Source organism: Nonomuraea sp. NPDC003707, from assembly GCF_053587055.1.
In genome coordinates this window covers 240,708-256,342 of record NZ_JBSFNK010000011.1, presented here as the reverse complement: position 1 = coordinate 256,342, position 15,635 = coordinate 240,708, and the positions used below count along the sequence as shown (strand labels likewise).

Annotated in this window: 12 protein-coding genes; 6 read left to right on the top strand and 6 right to left on the bottom strand. The window is 70.6% G+C overall.

The window, feature by feature from the left end; all coding sequences use genetic code 11:
* Positions 1-2 precede the first annotated feature (2 nt).
* The 4 genes from ACWDRB_RS29015 (at position 3) to ACWDRB_RS29000 (ending at position 6,510) form a co-directional block, all read left to right on the top strand.
* The gene (locus ACWDRB_RS29015; protein WP_449898821.1) at positions 3-902 is read left to right on the top strand and encodes a carbohydrate ABC transporter permease; all 900 of its coding nucleotides are present in this window, start codon (positions 3-5) and stop codon (positions 900-902) included.
* Positions 899-1,519 carry a rhamnogalacturonan acetylesterase gene (locus tag ACWDRB_RS29010; protein ID WP_449898819.1) on the top strand — a complete coding sequence of 207 codons (621 nt, stop codon included), beginning with the start codon at positions 899-901 and terminating at the stop codon, positions 1,517-1,519. Before ACWDRB_RS29015 ends, ACWDRB_RS29010 begins: the two co-directional genes overlap by 4 nt.
* Entirely contained in the window at positions 1,516-4,098 is a 2,583-nt protein-coding gene (locus ACWDRB_RS29005; RefSeq protein ID WP_449898817.1) for an exo-rhamnogalacturonan lyase family protein, read from the top strand. Before ACWDRB_RS29010 ends, ACWDRB_RS29005 begins: the two co-directional genes overlap by 4 nt.
* 111 nt (positions 4,099-4,209) lie before the next feature.
* Positions 4,210-6,510 carry an ATP-binding cassette domain-containing protein gene (locus tag ACWDRB_RS29000; protein ID WP_449898815.1) on the top strand — a complete coding sequence of 767 codons (2,301 nt, stop codon included), beginning with the start codon at positions 4,210-4,212 and terminating at the stop codon, positions 6,508-6,510.
* A 34-nt stretch (positions 6,511-6,544) separates the two neighbouring features.
* On the opposite strand, the gene ACWDRB_RS28995 is transcribed toward ACWDRB_RS29000, so the two are convergent.
* Both ACWDRB_RS28995 and ACWDRB_RS28990 read right to left on the bottom strand, forming a co-directional pair.
* Positions 6,545-7,414: a hypothetical protein gene (locus ACWDRB_RS28995; RefSeq protein ID WP_449898813.1), complete on the bottom strand. Its 870-nt coding sequence runs from the start codon at positions 7,412-7,414 to the stop codon at positions 6,545-6,547.
* Between the two features lie 32 nt (positions 7,415-7,446).
* Entirely contained in the window at positions 7,447-8,340 is an 894-nt protein-coding gene (locus ACWDRB_RS28990; protein ID WP_449898811.1) for a S66 peptidase family protein, read from the bottom strand.
* Positions 8,341-8,398: 58 nt separating this feature from the next.
* On the opposite strand from ACWDRB_RS28990, the gene ACWDRB_RS28985 reads away from it, so the two are divergent.
* Entirely contained in the window at positions 8,399-9,283 is an 885-nt protein-coding gene (locus tag ACWDRB_RS28985; RefSeq protein ID WP_449898808.1) for a sulfotransferase family protein, read from the top strand.
* On the opposite strand, the gene ACWDRB_RS28980 is transcribed toward ACWDRB_RS28985, so the two are convergent.
* From ACWDRB_RS28980 to ACWDRB_RS28965, 4 genes are all read right to left on the bottom strand, one after another.
* Positions 9,255-11,141, bottom strand: coding sequence for an ABC transporter ATP-binding protein (locus ACWDRB_RS28980; RefSeq protein ID WP_449898806.1), 1,887 nt, complete (start codon positions 11,139-11,141; stop codon positions 9,255-9,257). The two genes, ACWDRB_RS28985 and ACWDRB_RS28980, sit on opposite strands and share 29 nt — an antisense overlap.
* A gap of 287 nt (positions 11,142-11,428) precedes the next feature.
* Positions 11,429-12,244, bottom strand: a complete 816-nt coding sequence (locus ACWDRB_RS28975) for an enoyl-CoA hydratase/isomerase family protein (protein WP_449898804.1) — start codon at positions 12,242-12,244, stop codon at positions 11,429-11,431.
* A gap of 151 nt (positions 12,245-12,395) precedes the next feature.
* Complete coding sequence (locus ACWDRB_RS28970; protein WP_020547488.1) at positions 12,396-12,611, bottom strand: helix-turn-helix domain-containing protein; 216 nt, start codon at positions 12,609-12,611, stop codon at positions 12,396-12,398.
* 113 nt (positions 12,612-12,724) lie between these two features.
* Positions 12,725-14,323, bottom strand: coding sequence for an ABC-F family ATP-binding cassette domain-containing protein (locus ACWDRB_RS28965; RefSeq protein WP_350735171.1), 1,599 nt, complete (start codon positions 14,321-14,323; stop codon positions 12,725-12,727).
* Positions 14,324-14,537: 214 nt separating this feature from the next.
* Between ACWDRB_RS28965 and ACWDRB_RS28960 the strand changes: the two genes are divergently transcribed.
* On the top strand, positions 14,538-15,587 hold the full coding sequence (locus ACWDRB_RS28960) for a glycerophosphodiester phosphodiesterase family protein (RefSeq protein WP_449898801.1): 1,050 nt from the start codon (positions 14,538-14,540) through the stop codon (positions 15,585-15,587).
* Positions 15,588-15,635: the final 48 nt, after the last annotated feature.

Below are 15,635 nucleotides of genomic sequence, written 5' to 3'. Positions count from 1 at the left end.
ACATGAACAGCATGAAGCACAAGAAGCTGAACACCGAGTACAGCACCGTGACCAGCCGAGTGTTCGACGTGATCAACGTCGCCGTGCTCGTCGGCCTGGCGCTGGTCACGGTGCTGCCGCTGCTGTACGTGCTGGCGGGGTCCTTCGCGAGCGAGTCGGAGATCGCCGCGCGGCCGTTCTTCCTGTGGCCGGAGAAGTTCATCACGGACACGTACACGTTCATCTTCTCCACCCCCACCTTCGTCCGCGCCCTGCTCACGACCATCGTCGTGACGGCGGTCGGCACGGTGGTGCAGCTGGTGCTGACGTTCACCATGGCGTATCCGCTGGCCAAGCGGTACCTGCCGGGCCGGACGCTGGTGCTCAACCTGGTGATCTTCACGCTGGTCTTCTCCGGCGGCATGATCCCCACCTACCTGGTGGTGCGCGACATGGGGCTGCTGGACAGCTACTGGGCGCTGATCCTGCCGCTGGCGATCAACCCGTTCTATCTGATCATCGTGAAGAGCTTCTTCCAGGAGCTGCCGCAGGCGCTGGAGGAGGCGGCGCGCATCGACGGCTGCAACGAGATGGGCGTCTTCTTCAAGATCGTTCTGCCGCTGTCGAAGCCGATCATCGCGACCTTCGCGCTGTTCTACGCGGTGAGCATCTGGAACGACTACATGTCGCCGCTGCTGTACATCAGCGACCCCAGCAAATGGACGCTGCAGATCCTGGTGCGCCAGCTGACCAGCGCTGACCAGGCCGACGCGCTGGCGAACATGGACAGGACGTTCGTGCCGCCGGAGCAGGGCCTGAAGTTCGCGGTCGTGGTGATCGCGACGCTGCCGATCCTGCTCTTCTACCCGTTCCTGCAGAAGCACTTCGCGAAGGGCGTCCTGATCGGGGGCGTCAAGGAGTGAGTCGCGCCATCCTCCTGGCCGGTGACTCGACGGTCGCCGCGTGCCCGGCCTGGGAGGCGCCCATGTCCGGGTGGGGGGCGCAGCTCGGCGCGTACGCGGGCGAGCCCGTGCGCAACTTCGCCAAGGGCGGCGCCACCACGGCCGGCCACCGGGCCGAAGGGCTGTGGGCGGCGCTGCTGTGCGAGGTCGTGCCCGGAGACGTGGTCGTGATCCAGTTCGGGCACAACGACCAGAAGGATCCCGCGATCCCGTACCAGGACAACCTGCGCGCCTTCGTCGAGGAGGCGCGCGGGGCGGGGGCGTCGGCGGTGCTGTGCACGCCGGTGCAGCGGCGCCGGTTCGGCGGGGACCGGCTGGTGCCCACGCACGGCGACTACCCCGACCGGGTGCGGGCGCTGGCCGCCGCCGAGGGCGTGCCGCTGATCGACCTGACCGCCGCCACCACCGAGCTGTACGAACGGCTCGGCCCCGACGGCTCCAGGAGCCTGTTCACGCACTTCAAGCCGGGGGAGCACCCGCTCTACCCCGACGGGGTGGCCGACGACACCCACTTCAGCTTCCGCGGCGCCGACGAGGTGGCCGCGATCGTCGCCGAACGACTGAAGGAGATCCGATGACGGCACTTCGCTGGCTGGACCGACCGGGGGAGCAGGGGGTGACCTGGGGGGTTCCGTGGCCGCGCGGCGCGGTCGAGCGGGATGCGCCGTTCGCGCTGGCCGACCCGGAGGGCCGCGAGGTGCCCGTGCAGAGCTGGGTGACCGCCACCTGGCCCGACGGCTCGGTCAAGTGGTCGGCCCACGCGATCGGCGCGCGGCCCGCGGAGCTGTCGTACCGGATCGAGGCCGGACGCGAGCCCGCCGCGGCCGCCACCCCCGTCACCGTGGCCCGCCGGGACGGCGTGCTGACCGTGAGCACCGGCGTGGTCACCTGGACGATCGAGGAGTCCGGCGGCACGCTGGCCCGCTCGATCTCGCGCGGGAGCCGCGAGATCGCCAGGGACGTGCGCCTGGTCAGCCTCCGCCAGAGCGAGCCCACGCCCGACGATGGCGGTGCGGTGGCCCGTTCGCGGGCCACGGGGCAGGTCGAGACGGTCACGGTCGAGCAGGACGGGCCCGTGCGCGCGGTCGTCCGGCTGGAGGGCCGGCACGGCGACTGGCTGCCGTTCACCGTGCGCCTGTACTTCCACGCGGGCGCCGAGCAGGTGCGGATCATGCACACGTTCGTCTGGGACGGCGACCCCGAGCGCGACTTCCTGGCCGGGCTCGGGCTGAGCGCCGACGTGGTCATGCGGGACGAGCCGCACGACCGGCACGTGCGCCTGGCCGGCAGCGGCGGCTTCCTCACCGAGGCCGTGCGCGGGCTGACCGGCCTGCGCCGCGACCCCGGCGAGTCCGTACGGCGGGCGCAGGTCGAGGGCCGGCCGGTCGGCGAGATCGCCCCCGAGGTCGCCAACCGGTTGCACCTCATCCCCACCTGGAACGACTACACCCTCGACCAGGGCTCCGCCGACGGCTTCACGCTGCGCAAGCGCACCGCCGAGGGCCACTCCTGGGTGACGATCCCCTCCGGCACCCGCTCGGCCGGCTACGGCTACGTCGGCGGCGCCGGCGGCGGCCTCGGCTTCGGGCTGCGCGACTTCTGGCGCCTGCACCCCACCCGCCTCGACGTCAGGAACGCGGCCACCGACCTGGCCACCGTGACCGCCTGGCTGTGGTCGCCGTCCGCGCCCGCCATGGACCTGCGCTTCTACCACGACGGCATGGGCCAGGACACCTTCGCCGAGCAGCTCGAGGGCCTGGAGGTCACCTACGAGGACTACGAGCCCGGCTTCGGCGACGCCCACGGCGTGGCGCGCACGCACGAGCTGACCCTGCGCGCCTACGAGGCCACGCCGTCCGCGCAGGACCTGTCCCGGCACGCGACCGCGATGAACCAGCCGGGGCTGCTGGCCGTGTCCCCCGAGCGGATGCGCGAGGCGGGCGTCTTCGGCGTCTGGGAGCTGCCCGACCGCTCGACGCCGGCCCACGCCGAGATCGAGGACCGGCTGGACTTCCTGTTCGACCTGTACGTGCGCGAGCGCGAGCAGCGCAGGTGGTACGGGTTCTGGGACTACGGCGACGTCATGCACACCTACGACCCGGACCGCCACACCTGGCGCTACGACGTGGGCGGCTACGCCTGGGACAACTCCGAGCTCTCGCCCGACCTGTGGCTGTGGCTGCAGTACCTGCGCACGGGCCGGCCGGACGTCTTCCGCTTCGCCGAGTCGATGACCCGCCACACCGGCGAGGTCGACGTCTACCACGCGGGGCGCTGGAAGGGCCTGGGCAGCAGGCACAACGTGCAGCACTGGGGGTGCAGCTGCAAGCAGCTGCGCATCTCCAACGCCGCCTACCGCCGCTTCTACTACTACCTGACCGCCGACGAGCGCACGGGCGACCTGATGGACGAGCTGAGCGTCCCCGAAGAGACGTTCACCGTCATCGACCCCCAGCGCAAGGTGCGCGAGGACGTCTACACGCCGGACCCGTCGGCGCTGTCGGTCGGCCTCGGCACCGACTGGGGATCGCTCGCGGCCGCGTGGCTGACCCGGTGGGAGCGCTACGGCGACGAGCGGGCCAGAGACCGGTTGCTGGGCACGATGGCCGACATCGGCGCGCTGCCGAACGGCTTCCTGACCGGCGAGGCCCGGCTGGACCTGGCGACCGGGCGGTTCGACACCTCCCGGGACAAGATCTCCGTCTCGCACCTGTCGTCGCTGTTCGGGCTGCCGGAGATGTGCGCCGAGCTGATCGGCCTCGACCTGGACGTGCCCGGGTTCGAGCAGGCGTGGCTGCAGTACTGCCGCCTCTACCTCGCGCCGCCCGAGCAGCAGGAGGCGGAGGTGGGGGAGCGGCTGAGCGGGATCTCGCTGATCCAGGCGCACAGCAGGCTCACCGCGTACGCGGCCGCCCGCACGGGCGACGCCGGCCTGGCCGCCTGGGCGTGGCGCAAGTTCTCCCTGGACGAGGGGGACCAGCTCAACAGCAACCCGATGCAGCGGGAGAAGGACTGGCGCCTGAACCTGGTGGACGGGCCGCACGTGCTGTCCCCGGTGCACGAGGCGGCCTTCGTCAGCACCAACGGCGCCGCCCAGTACGGACTGGCCGCCATCCACAACCTCGCCCTGATCGGAGCGCAGCTGAAGGGGTCATAACCGTACCGTATGACGTACGGTACGCTGTACGGAACCTGGAAATGTCGGGGCGGCGCTGTACGCTGTCCCGGCTTTCCCCTATGGCAACAAATCCGAAGATGGAAGGGTTCCGTGGTTTCCAGCCGCCAGGCCAGCGCCGTTCACCGCGATCACACCGCCGCCGACAGCCACGACCTCATCCAGGTCCGCGGCGCGCGGGAGAACAACCTCAAGGGCGTCTCCCTCGATCTCCCCAAGCGCCGCCTCACCGTCTTCACCGGGGTGTCCGGCTCCGGCAAGTCGTCGCTCGTCTTCGACACGATCGCCGCGGAGTCGCGCCGGCTGATCGACGAGACGTACACGTCGTTCATCCAGTCGTTCATGCCGAGCCTGGCCCGCCCCGACGTGGACGCGCTGCACAACCTGAGCGCGGCCATCATCGTCGACCAGGAGCGGATGGGAGCCAACGCCCGCTCCACCGTGGGCACGGCCACCGACGCGCACACGATGCTGCGGATCATGTTCAGCCGCGTCGGCGAGCCCCACGTCGGCGGGGCCGGCGCCTTCAGCTTCAACCTGGCCGAGGGCATGTGCCCCGAGTGCGAAGGGCTGGGCAAGGCGTCCACCATCGACGTCGACGCCCTGGTCGACCGCGAGCTGTCGCTCAACGACGGGGCGATCAAGGTCCCGGGATACCCGGTGGACAGCTGGCAGTGGCAGGTCATCGCGGGGTCCGGGCTGTTCGACCCGGCCGTCAAGCTGAAGGACTTCACGCCCGAGCAGTGGGAGGACTTCCTGCACAAGCCCCCCACCAAGCTCAAGTACGGCACCAACAACTTCACCTACGAGGGCCTGGCCGGCAAGGTCAGGCGGACCCTGCTGGGCAAGGACCGGGAGTCGATGCAGCCCTCGGCGCGGGCGTTCGCCGACCGGGCGCTCAAGCTCACCCTCTGCCCGTCCTGCGGCGGCTCCCGGCTGAACGAGGCCGCCCGGTCCGCCCGGATCGCCGGCCGCAACATCGCCGAGTGCGCGGCCATGCAGATCAACGACCTGGCCGACTTCGTCCGCGGCATCGGCAACCCGGCCGTGGGCCCGGTGCTGGACGGGCTGCGCTCGACGCTCGAGTCCCTTGTCGAGATCGGCCTGGGCTATCTGAGCCTCGACCGCGAGTCGTCCACGCTGTCCGGCGGCGAGGCGCAGCGGGTCAAGATGGTGCGCCACCTCAACTCCAGCCTGACCGACGTCACGTACGTCTTCGACGAGCCCACGGCCGGGCTGCACCCGCACGACATCCAGCGCATGAACAACCTGCTGCTCCAGTTGCGCGACAAGGGCAACACGGTGCTCGTCGTCGAGCACAAGCCGGAGACGATCGCCATCGCCGACCACGTGGTGGACCTCGGCCCCGGCGCGGGCACGGCGGGCGGGAGCCTGTGCTACGACGGCGACCTCGACGGGCTGCGCGCCTCCGGCACGCTGACCGGCCGCTACCTCGACCACCGGGTACGCCTGCGCGACGACGTCCGCAAGCCGGCCGGCCACCTGTCGATCACGGGCGCCACGCTGCACAACCTCAAGGACGTGAGCGTGGAGGTCCCGCTCGGCGTGCTGACCGTGGTCACCGGCGTGGCCGGGTCGGGCAAGAGCTCCCTCATCCACGGCTACATCGCCGGGCGCGAGGGCGTGGTGGTGGCCGACCAGTCGCCGATCCGCGGCTCGCGCCGGAGCAACCCGGCCACCTACACCGGCCTGCTCGACCCGATCCGCGCCGCGTTCGCCAAGGCCAACGGCGTCAAGCCCGGCCTGTTCAGCGCCAACTCCGAGGGCGCCTGCCCGGCCTGCAAGGGCATCGGCCTGATCTACACCGACCTGGCCATGATGGCCGGCGTGGCGTCGGTGTGCGAGGAGTGCGAGGGCCGGCGGTTCACGCCGGAGGTGCTGACGTACACGCTGCGCGGCAAGAACATCGGCGAGGTGCTCGACATGCCGGTGGCCGAGGCCCGCGACTTCCTGACCGAGCGGCAGGCCCGCACGATCCTCGACCGCCTGGTGGCCGTCGGGCTCGGCTACGTGGGCCTGGGCCAGCCGCTCACCACGCTGTCGGGCGGCGAGCGGCAGCGGCTCAAGCTGGCCATCAACATGGCCAAGAGCGGCACCACGTACGTGCTGGACGAGCCCACCACGGGCCTGCACCTGGCCGACGTGGACCAGCTCCTGGCCCTGCTCGACCGCCTGGTGGAGGACGGCAACACGGTCATCGTGATCGAGCACCACCAGGCCGTCATGGCGCACGCCGACTGGATCATCGACATCGGCCCCGGGGCCGGTCACGACGGCGGTCAGGTCGTCTTCTCCGGCACCCCCGGCGAGCTGGTCGCCGACGGCACCTCGCTCACCGCGATCCACCTGCGCGACTACGTGAGCAGGACCTGACCGTTCCGCGCTCCTGGAGCCCGCCCCAGGCCCTTCAGACGGCCAGGCGGGCCAGGACGCGGGCGAACTCCGGCGGCGGCGCCACCACGAGCCTGGTCTGCCCGTCCTGGGTGACGATGTCGGCCCTGATGAGCGTCAGCCGCTCCTCGTGCCACCAGTAGACCTGCGAGCTCAGCCCGTCCGTGCGCGCCGCGTGCACCCGCAGCCGCTCGATGGCGCGCACCACGCCGATCCCGTCCACCGGGTGCACGAGCAGCGTGTACGGGTCGGGCAGCACCACGAGCACCCCGTCGGAGGGCACGGGGAGGTAGTCGCCCAGCCACCGCAGGTGCGTGGCGGCCGCCGGGGTCATGGCGGTCAGCCGCGTCACCGGCGTGCCGGACAGCAGGATCGTCTCCACCTCAAGCCGCTCCTCGCGGCGGACGTTGGAGACGGCCAGGTCGATCGCCTTCGCGGCGGCCACGGGCCAGCACCCGGCCTGCTCGGGCCGCACCGGCCGGGAGCCCGCGAAGAGCAGCTCCACCAGGTCGGCGTTGAGGTGGCGGCCCACCACGCGGGTCAGGTCGGGCACCGCGTCCACGGCGTCCACGCGGGTGCGCAGCAGCGGGCGGGCCTGCTCCAGGTCGCACACGTCCAGCCGCTCGCCCGCGGTGGCCACGGCGTGCGCGAGGTGCTCGGAGACCAGCATGGGCCAGTCCTCCCTGGCCCGGCGGCCCGCCTCGCGGCGCAGCCCGGTGAGCCTGACGACCAGCTCCATGTCGCCTCTGAGCGTCACGGAGCCGCCGTCCTTGGCGAACTCGAAGGAGTATCCGAGGGATTCCGCGACGAGCGAGAGCAGCGAGTCCAGGTCGACATCCTCGACCGGCCGGCGCGAGGGCCGGCGGTCACGCTTGAACAAGCTCACGCGCCGTGTCCCCTTCTGTCGGATTCGTCCCTCTACCTTGCCTGCCCCTCATCACTGACGATGCCCGCTAGCGAGCACGATTCGGTATCGATAACCCCAAGTCTCCCCAGCCACACACTCACCTGGGGCGACCCGTGCCCCACCGGAAGCCCTGCCAGGACGGGCACTCCGAGCCTCCCGAGCCGGTCCTCGAGCACCGCGTACGGGTCACCGCAGTCGACCCACGAGCCGAGCGCGATCCCGCGCACCCCCTCGAACGCCCCCGCCTGCAGGAGCTGGGTGAGCATGCGGTCGATCCGGTACGGCTCCTCCCCGATGTCCTCCAGGAACGCGATCCTGCCCGCGAACGACGGCTGCCACCGGGTCCCGCACATCGAGGCCAGCAACGACAGGTTGCCCCCGGCCAGCACGCCCTCGGCCCGCCCCGGCACCAGCGCCCGCTCGCCCCGGACGGTCTGGGGCGCCCCGAACAGCGCCGCCCGCAGGCTCTCCCACGTGCGCGGCTCGGGCCCCTCCTCGGCGGCTAGCACGTCGCAGGCCGCCATCGGCCCGTGCAGCGTGGGCACGCCCAGCTCGATGGCGAACGCGTTGTGCAGCGCCGTGATGTCGCTCGACCCCAGCAGGACCTTGGGGCCGGCGGCCCGCATGGCGTCCCAGTCGAGCAGGTCGAGGAGCCGGGCGGCGCCGTACCCGCCGCGGCAGCAGAACACCGCAGAGACGGCCGGGTCGCACCAGGCGGACTGCAGGTCGGCGGCCCGGGCGGCGTCGTCGCCCGCCAGGTAGTCGAGCGGCTGACGGTCGAGCGCGTGCGCGCCCACCACCACCTTCAGCCCGAGGCCCTCCAGTCGCTCCACGCCACGCCTCAGCAGCACCGCGCTGGGCGGCCCCGACGGTGAGACGACGGCGACGGTGTCACCGGGTCGCATGGATCAACTCCTCGTTTGGCTCGTACACGTGGAAAACGGTGTCACACTTACCTCTCGTATGCGACTTCCGCCCCACATCCTCGTGGTCAACGGCATCAAGGTCCGCCGGCCGGTCTTCCTGATCGGAGCGCCGCATTCCGGTACGGACCTGCTGGCCCGCGCCCTGAAACGATCCCCCGGCTTCCATGTGACCATGGGCCGCGCGAGTGTGGCGCACGTGGTGTACGCCTTCGCCCGCAAGCCGTCCATCGGCCAGACCTCCGGCGCCGTACGCGTCATGCGCGACGCGCTCGCCGAGTCGTGGCAGGTGCTGCCCCGATCGTGCGGCCAGTGCGCCGAGCCGTGCCGCGAGGCGGGCGGCGTCACAGGGACCGGTCCCTGCGTCTCGGCCGGCGACATCACCAGGTTCGGCGACGGCAGCCCCGACCTGCTCTACAGCGCCACCGTGCTGCTCCAGGCGTTCCCCGACGCGCGGTTCGTGCAGCTCATCCGCGACGGCAGGGACGTGGTCGCCGGCATGCTCGACGACCCCGCGTGCCTGGCCTGGTTCAAGCCGGCCATGCTGACGGAGCAGACCGAGTTCCCCAACCCGTTCCTGGGCGTCAACAAGGACGAGCACCTCGAGCGCTGGAAGGGCATGCCGGCGGCGGGCAAGAGCGCCCTGCGCTGGCGCAGCGCCGTGCGCATGAGCGCCGAGCTGCGCAGGACGCTGCCCGAGGGGCAGCTCCTGACGCTGCGCTACGAGGACCTGGTGCACAAGCCGGCGCCGTCGGTCGCCACGCTCGCGGAGTTCCTGGAGACACGGGTGTCCAAGGTCGTCCTGTACGACACCGGCGTCCCCAAGGTCGGCGCCTGGCGCGCCAAGCTCCGGGGACCCGATCTGGAGCTGGTGGAGAAGGTGGCCAGGGAGGAGCTCAACCGCCTGGGCTACCTGAAGAGGTGAACTGGGTGCGGTAGAGCTCGGCGTAGAGCCCGCCGCGCTCCAGCAGCTCCTCGTGGCGGCCCCGCTCGGCGATGCGGCCCTCGTGGATCACCAGGATCTCGTCGGCCTCCCTGATCGTCGAGAGCCGGTGCGCGATCACCAGCGAGGTGCGGCCCTCCAGCGCGGTCTTCAGCGCCACCTGCACGGCCGCCTCGGACTCCGAGTCGAGGTGGGCGGTGGCCTCGTCGAGCACGACCACGCGCGGCGCCTTGAGCAGCAGCCGGGCCAGCGCGAGGCGCTGCTTCTCGCCGCCCGACAGCCGGTAGCCGCGGTCGCCCACGACGGTGTCGAGCTGCTCGGGCAGGCCCTCCACGAGGTCGCCGATCTGCGCGGCCCTGAGAGCCTCCCAGATCTCCTCGTCGCTCGCCTCCGGCCTGGCATAGCGGAGGTTGGCCCCGATCGTGTCATGGAAGAGATGAGCGTCCTGCATGACCACTCCGACGGTGTCGCGCAGGGAGTCGAGGGTGGCTTCGCGCACGTCGAGCCCGTTGATGCGCACGGCGCCCTCGTTGACGTCGTACAGGCGGGACACCAGTGACGTGATGGTCGTCTTGCCCGCGCCCGAGTGGCCGACCAGGGCGACCAGCCGGCCCGGCGCGGCCGTGAACGAGATGCCCTTGAGCACGGGGTACGACGGGCCGCTGTCCTGCCTGGCGACCGACTCCAGCGAGGCCAGCGAGACCTCCTCGGCGGCCGGGTAGCGGAAGCGAACGTCGTCGAACTCGATCGTGACCGGCCCGCCGGGGATCGGCACGGCGCCGGGCCGCTCGGCCACCATGGGCTTGAGGTCGAGGATCTCGAAGACGCGGTCGAAGCTCACGAGCGCGGTCATCACGTCGACGTGCACGTTCGACAGGGACGTGAGGGGGCCGTACAGGCGCATCAGCAGGGCGGTCAGGGCCACCAGCGTGCCCAGCTCGAAGACGCCGGACACCGACAGGACGCCGCCGATGCCGTACACCAGGGCGGTGGCCAGCGCGGCGACGAGCCCGAGCGCGACCCGGAAGACGGTGCCGTACATGCCGACCGTCACGCCCACGTCGCGCACCCGGGCCGCCCTGCGGCCGAACACCTCCGCGTCGTCCTCCGGGCGGCCGTAGAGCTTGGCCACCATGGCGCCCGCCACGTTGAACCGCTCGGTCGTCACGGAGCTCATCTCGGCGTCGAGCTGCATCTGCTCGCGCGTCAGCGCCGACATGCGCCGCCCGACGAACTTGGCGGGCACGATGAAGATCGGCAGCAGCACCAGCGCGACCAGCGTCACCTGCCACGACAGCGCCAGCATCGCACCCAGCACCAGGACCAGGCTGACCACGTTGGAGACCACCGACGACAGCGTGCTCGTCAGCGCCCGCTGCGCGCCGATCACGTCGGTGTTGAGCCTGCTGACCAGCGCGCCGGTCTGGGCCCGCATGAAGAACGCCACCGGCATGCGCTGCACGTGGTCGAACACCTCGGTGCGCAGGTCGTAGATCAGCCCTTCGCCGATGCGCGCCGAGAACCACCGCTGCACCAGCGTCAGCCCGGCGTCCACCAGCGCCAGCGCGCCGATCGTCACCGCCAGCCCGACCACGACGCCCGGCCGCCTGGCCAGGATGCCGTCGTCGATGATCGCCTTCATCAGCAGCGGGTTGGCGATCACGATGACCGCGCCCGCCACGACGAGCAGCAGGAACGCGGCAATGTGCGTCCTGTACGGCCTGGCGTAGCGCGCGATGCGCCGCACGGTGCCGGGCCGCAGCCGCTGCTTGGTCACCGAGCCGTCGCGCCGCAGGGACGCCATAACGTTGGGGCCGAAACCCCCTCCCATCATCGCCATCCGGGGGATCCCTCCTTCTCCACGGGAGAGAGCACCGCCGGCGCGCCCGGCGATTCCCCCGTCCGCTCAGCGCGAAACCCACCGGCGCCGCCGCCCCTCCCAACCTACCGCCCACCCGCGTGACCAGGGCGCTCGCCGCCGTCGCCACGTCCGTCCTTCGGGGAGCCTGAGGACGCGAGGCGGCCCTGGGTTCGCCTCGGACGCCCGGATGGGGCAGCGGTGGCGGGCGGCCGTCCAGGGCGAGCCCGCGAGGGCCCCGCGCCTCCGAGGGGCGGCCGTCCGATGGGTCAGGCGAAGAGGGCCTTGATGCGGGCCGCCTGTTCGATCCGCTCGGCCGCACACTGCTCCTCCAGGGAGCGGCCCTGCGCCCCCTGGAGGAGTCGCTTCGTCGCGATCGCCGCGTCCCGGTTGACGGCCAGCAGCTCCGCGACCTTGTCTCGTACGGCTTGATCCAGGTCGCCCCGAGCGACCACTTGCTCCGCGAGGCCGATGCGCATGGCCTCGTCCGCGTGCACGGTCCTGGCGGTCAGGCAGATGTCGATCGCCTTGGCCAGGCCCACCAGCTCGACCAGGGGCTTGGTCCCCGTCAGGTCGGGCACCAGGCCCAGTGCGGGCTCTTTCATGCAGAAGGAAACATCATCGGCCACGATCCGCAGGTCACAGGAGAGCGCGAGTTGGAACCCCGCACCGATCGCGTACCCCTGCACTGCGGCGATGGAAACGATCTCCGGGCGGCGCAGCCACAGGAACCCCGCCTGTGCCTGGCTGATGCGCTGCTCGAAGGATGCGTCGTCGCTCTTGGCCGCCGAGCTGAACGAGCCCTGTCCGGGCACCCCCTCAGGTGTGAACATCCGCAGGTCGATCCCTGCCGAGAAGGACGGTCCCTCACCTTTCACGACGACTACGCGCACCTGCTCGGGCAGGCTCTCGCCGATCCGAGCCAGCGCCGACCATGTCGCGAACGTCTGCGCGTTCCGCTTTTCCGGCCGGTCCAGCGTGATCGTCGCTATCTCACCGTCCACCTCGAGACGAACTCCGTGCTCCGCCGTGACGGAGACCTCGTCCGCATTCCCCCCGCGCTGTCGCGCCTGTGCTGCCGCCATCGCCCGCTCCCTCCAGTCCTGGTCGCGCAAGGAGTGCGCGCCCAGTGTGCTGACCGTCGCGCCCGAGCCTACAGAACATGGTTCTGGCCCGGGCGCGACGGTATGGCTGACTAGGGACGGGCGGCTGCGGTCGCACGTTCCGAGGCGGCCGTCAGCGCTTGGACTTGCCTCGGGTCGCCCCGCCGCGCCCGCGCAGAGTCACGCCGGACTCGCTCAGGATGCGGTGGATGAACCCGTAAGACCGACCGGTCGAAGCGGCCAGGGCGCGAATGCTCTCGCCCGCGGCGTAGCGCTTCTTGAGATCGCCGGCCAGTTTTTCCCGGTCGGCCCCGGTGACCCGGGTGCCCTTCTTCAGTGTCTCGGCCACGAGTACCTCCTGTAGTGCCGGACTTCCGCAGCGTTACTCCGCCATGATCAGTCATTTCAGCGGGATCGGCTACCTACTCCACGGGAAAAGATCCGTACCCACTCAAATTAAGATCAGGCAAGTGCCACAAGATCGGAAAATTCGTCGCTCCATGCGTCTTCAGTTCCGTCCGGTAGCAAGATCACCCTATCCGGTGACAGGGCGTCAACGGCACCCTCGTCATGTGTGACTAGGACGATTGCTCCTGAATAGGACCTCAGAGCATTGAGAACCTGCTCGCGGCTGACCGGGTCGAGGTTGTTCGTGGGCTCGTCGAGAAGGAGGACATTGGCGCTCGACAGCACGAGGATCGCCAGCGCCAGCCGGGTCTTCTCGCCGCCGGACAGCACCCCGGCGGGCTTGTCGACGTCGTCGCCCGTGAAGAGGAACGAGCCGAGCACCTTGCGCAGCTCGGTGTCGGTGAACTGGCCCCCGGCCGACTGCATGTTCTCCAGCAGGGTGCGGCCGGCGTCGAGGGTCTCGTGCTCCTGGGCGTAGTAGCCGACCTTGAGGCCGTGGCCGGGCCGGATCTCGCCCGTGTCGGGAGTCTCGATGTTGCCGAGAATCCGCAGCAGCGTGGTCTTGCCGGCACCGTTCAGACCGAGGATGACGACCCTGTGACCTCGGTCGATGGCCACGCTGACGTCGGTGAAGACCTCCAGCGAGCCGTACGACTTGGACAGCCCTTCGGCCGTGAGCGGAGTGCGCCCGCACGGCTGCGGCTCGGGGAAGCGCAACCGCGCCACTTTGTCGCTTTGGCGCTCTTCCTCGGTGCCCGACAGCAACCGGTGCGCACGCCGCATCATGTCCTGCGCGGCCTTGGCCTTGGTGGCCTTGGCGCGCATCTTGTCGGCCTGCGCGAGCAGCGCACCTGCTTGTTTCTCGGCGTTGGCGCGCTCGCGCTTCCTGCGCTTCTCGTCGGTCTCGCGCTGGGCGAGGTAGGCCTTCCAGCCGACGTTGTAGTGATCGATCACCGAGCGGTTGGCGTCCAGGTGCAGGACCTTGTTGACCGTCGCTTCAAGAAGACCGACGTCGTGGCTGATGATCACCAAGCCGCCTTGATGCGAACGCAAAAAATCACGAAGCCACCCGATTGAGTCGGCATCTAGGTGGTTTGTCGGCTCGTCGAGAAGGAGAGTTTCCGCCCCGCTGAAAAGAATTCGCGCCAATTCCACGCGTCTGCGCTGACCGCCGGAAAGCGTTTGCAACGGCTGTGACAGCACGCGATCGGGCAGCCCGAGACTGGAGGCGATGGACGCGGCCTCGGACTCGGCCGCGTATCCGCCCAGCACGTGCATCTGGTCCTCGAGCCTGCCGTACTTCCTGACGGCCTTCTCGCGGGTGCGGTCGTCGGCGGAGGACATGCCGAGTTCGGCCTCGCGCAGCTTGCGCATGACCTCGTCGAGACCGCGCGCCGACAGGATGCGGTCGCGGGCGAGCACCTCCAGGTCGCCGGTGCGCGGGTCCTGGGGGAGGTAGCCGACGCTGCCGCTGGTGGTGACGGCGCCGCTGGCGGGCAGGCCCTCGCCCGCCAGCACCTTGGTGAGGGTCGTCTTGCCCGCGCCGTTGCGCCCGACGAGCCCGATCTTGTCGCCCGGGTTGACCCGGAACGACGCTTTTTCGATAAGCAGCCGCGCGCCCGCGCGCAGCTCTATGTCACTGGCGATGATCATGTTGGCGGAACACTCCCGAGCTAGGAAACGGAGGATTGAGGCGTGCGACGCCAGATCAATCGGGAGTATGCATACGGATCAGTGTAGGCTGTTCGGACCCACGCGTCGGCAGCTTGGCCCCCCGCCGTGGGCAGGGCGCCTGATCGCGAAGGCTTCGTCCCGCGCTCATCTCGCGTACGCCCGGCCGTCCCCGTCATGCCAGATCTTGTCGCGTGTGAACAAGAAGAGATGGCTCGCGGTCCTTGCGGCGGCAGCGGTGACCCTGACGGCCACGCCCGAGGCGGCGCTCGCCGACGGGCGGCGCGCGTTCGACCTCCAGGCGCACCGGGGCGGGCTCGGGCTCGTGGTGGAGAGCACCCTGCCCGGGTTCGCGAACGCGCTGGAGCTCGGCGTCGGCACGCTGGAGCTCGACGTGCAGATCACCGAGGACGGCCAGGCCGTCGTCACGCATGACAGGCGGATCAGCAACAGGAAGTGCCGCGACACGGCGCCCGCCGTGCCCGGGGACCCCGAGTTCCCGTACGTCGGCAAGTACATCAACACGCTCACCCTCCAGCAGGTCAGGACCATGGACTGCGGGTCGCAGACGCTGGCGGAGTTCCCGGGGCAGCGGGCGGTGCCCGGGGCGCCGATGACGATGCTGCGCGAGGTCTTCGACCTGGTGCGCCGGTACCGGGCGTGGGGCGTGAAGCTCAACGTCGAGACCAAGGTGGAGGCCGGGGCCCCGAGCGAGACGGCGCCCAGGGAGCAGTTCGTCCAGGTGACGCTGCAGGAGATCCGGCAGGCCGGGATGCTGCGGCAGGTCACGATCCAGAGCTTCGACTGGGGCGCCCTGATGCGGATGCGGGAGCTGGAGCCGCGGCTGCCGCTCGTCGCGCTCACCAACCGCGACTTCCTGCAGACCGGACAGCCGGGCGCCTCGCCCTGGCTGGGCGGCATCGACATCGACGACTTCGGCGGCGACCCGCTCAAGGCGGTCAAGTCGTTCGGGGCGGACGCGTTCTCGCCGGTGCACGGGTTCCCGCAGAACGGCAAGGTGACCGACCCCGGCTACCAGGCGTACGTCACCAAGGACATGGTCGACCAGGCGCACGCCCTCGGCCTCAAGGTGATCCCGTGGACGATCGACGACGGGCCGACGCTGAACAAGCTCATCGACGACGGCGTGGACGGCATCATCACCGACTACCCCGACCGGCTGCGGCAGATCATGGCCGAGCGCGGGTTCAAGCTGCCCAAGCGCTACCGGCTCCACCGGCAGTAGCGGGGCCCGCCCGGGCCCCGGCGGAGCGCTGCCGGGGCCCGGGCGGAA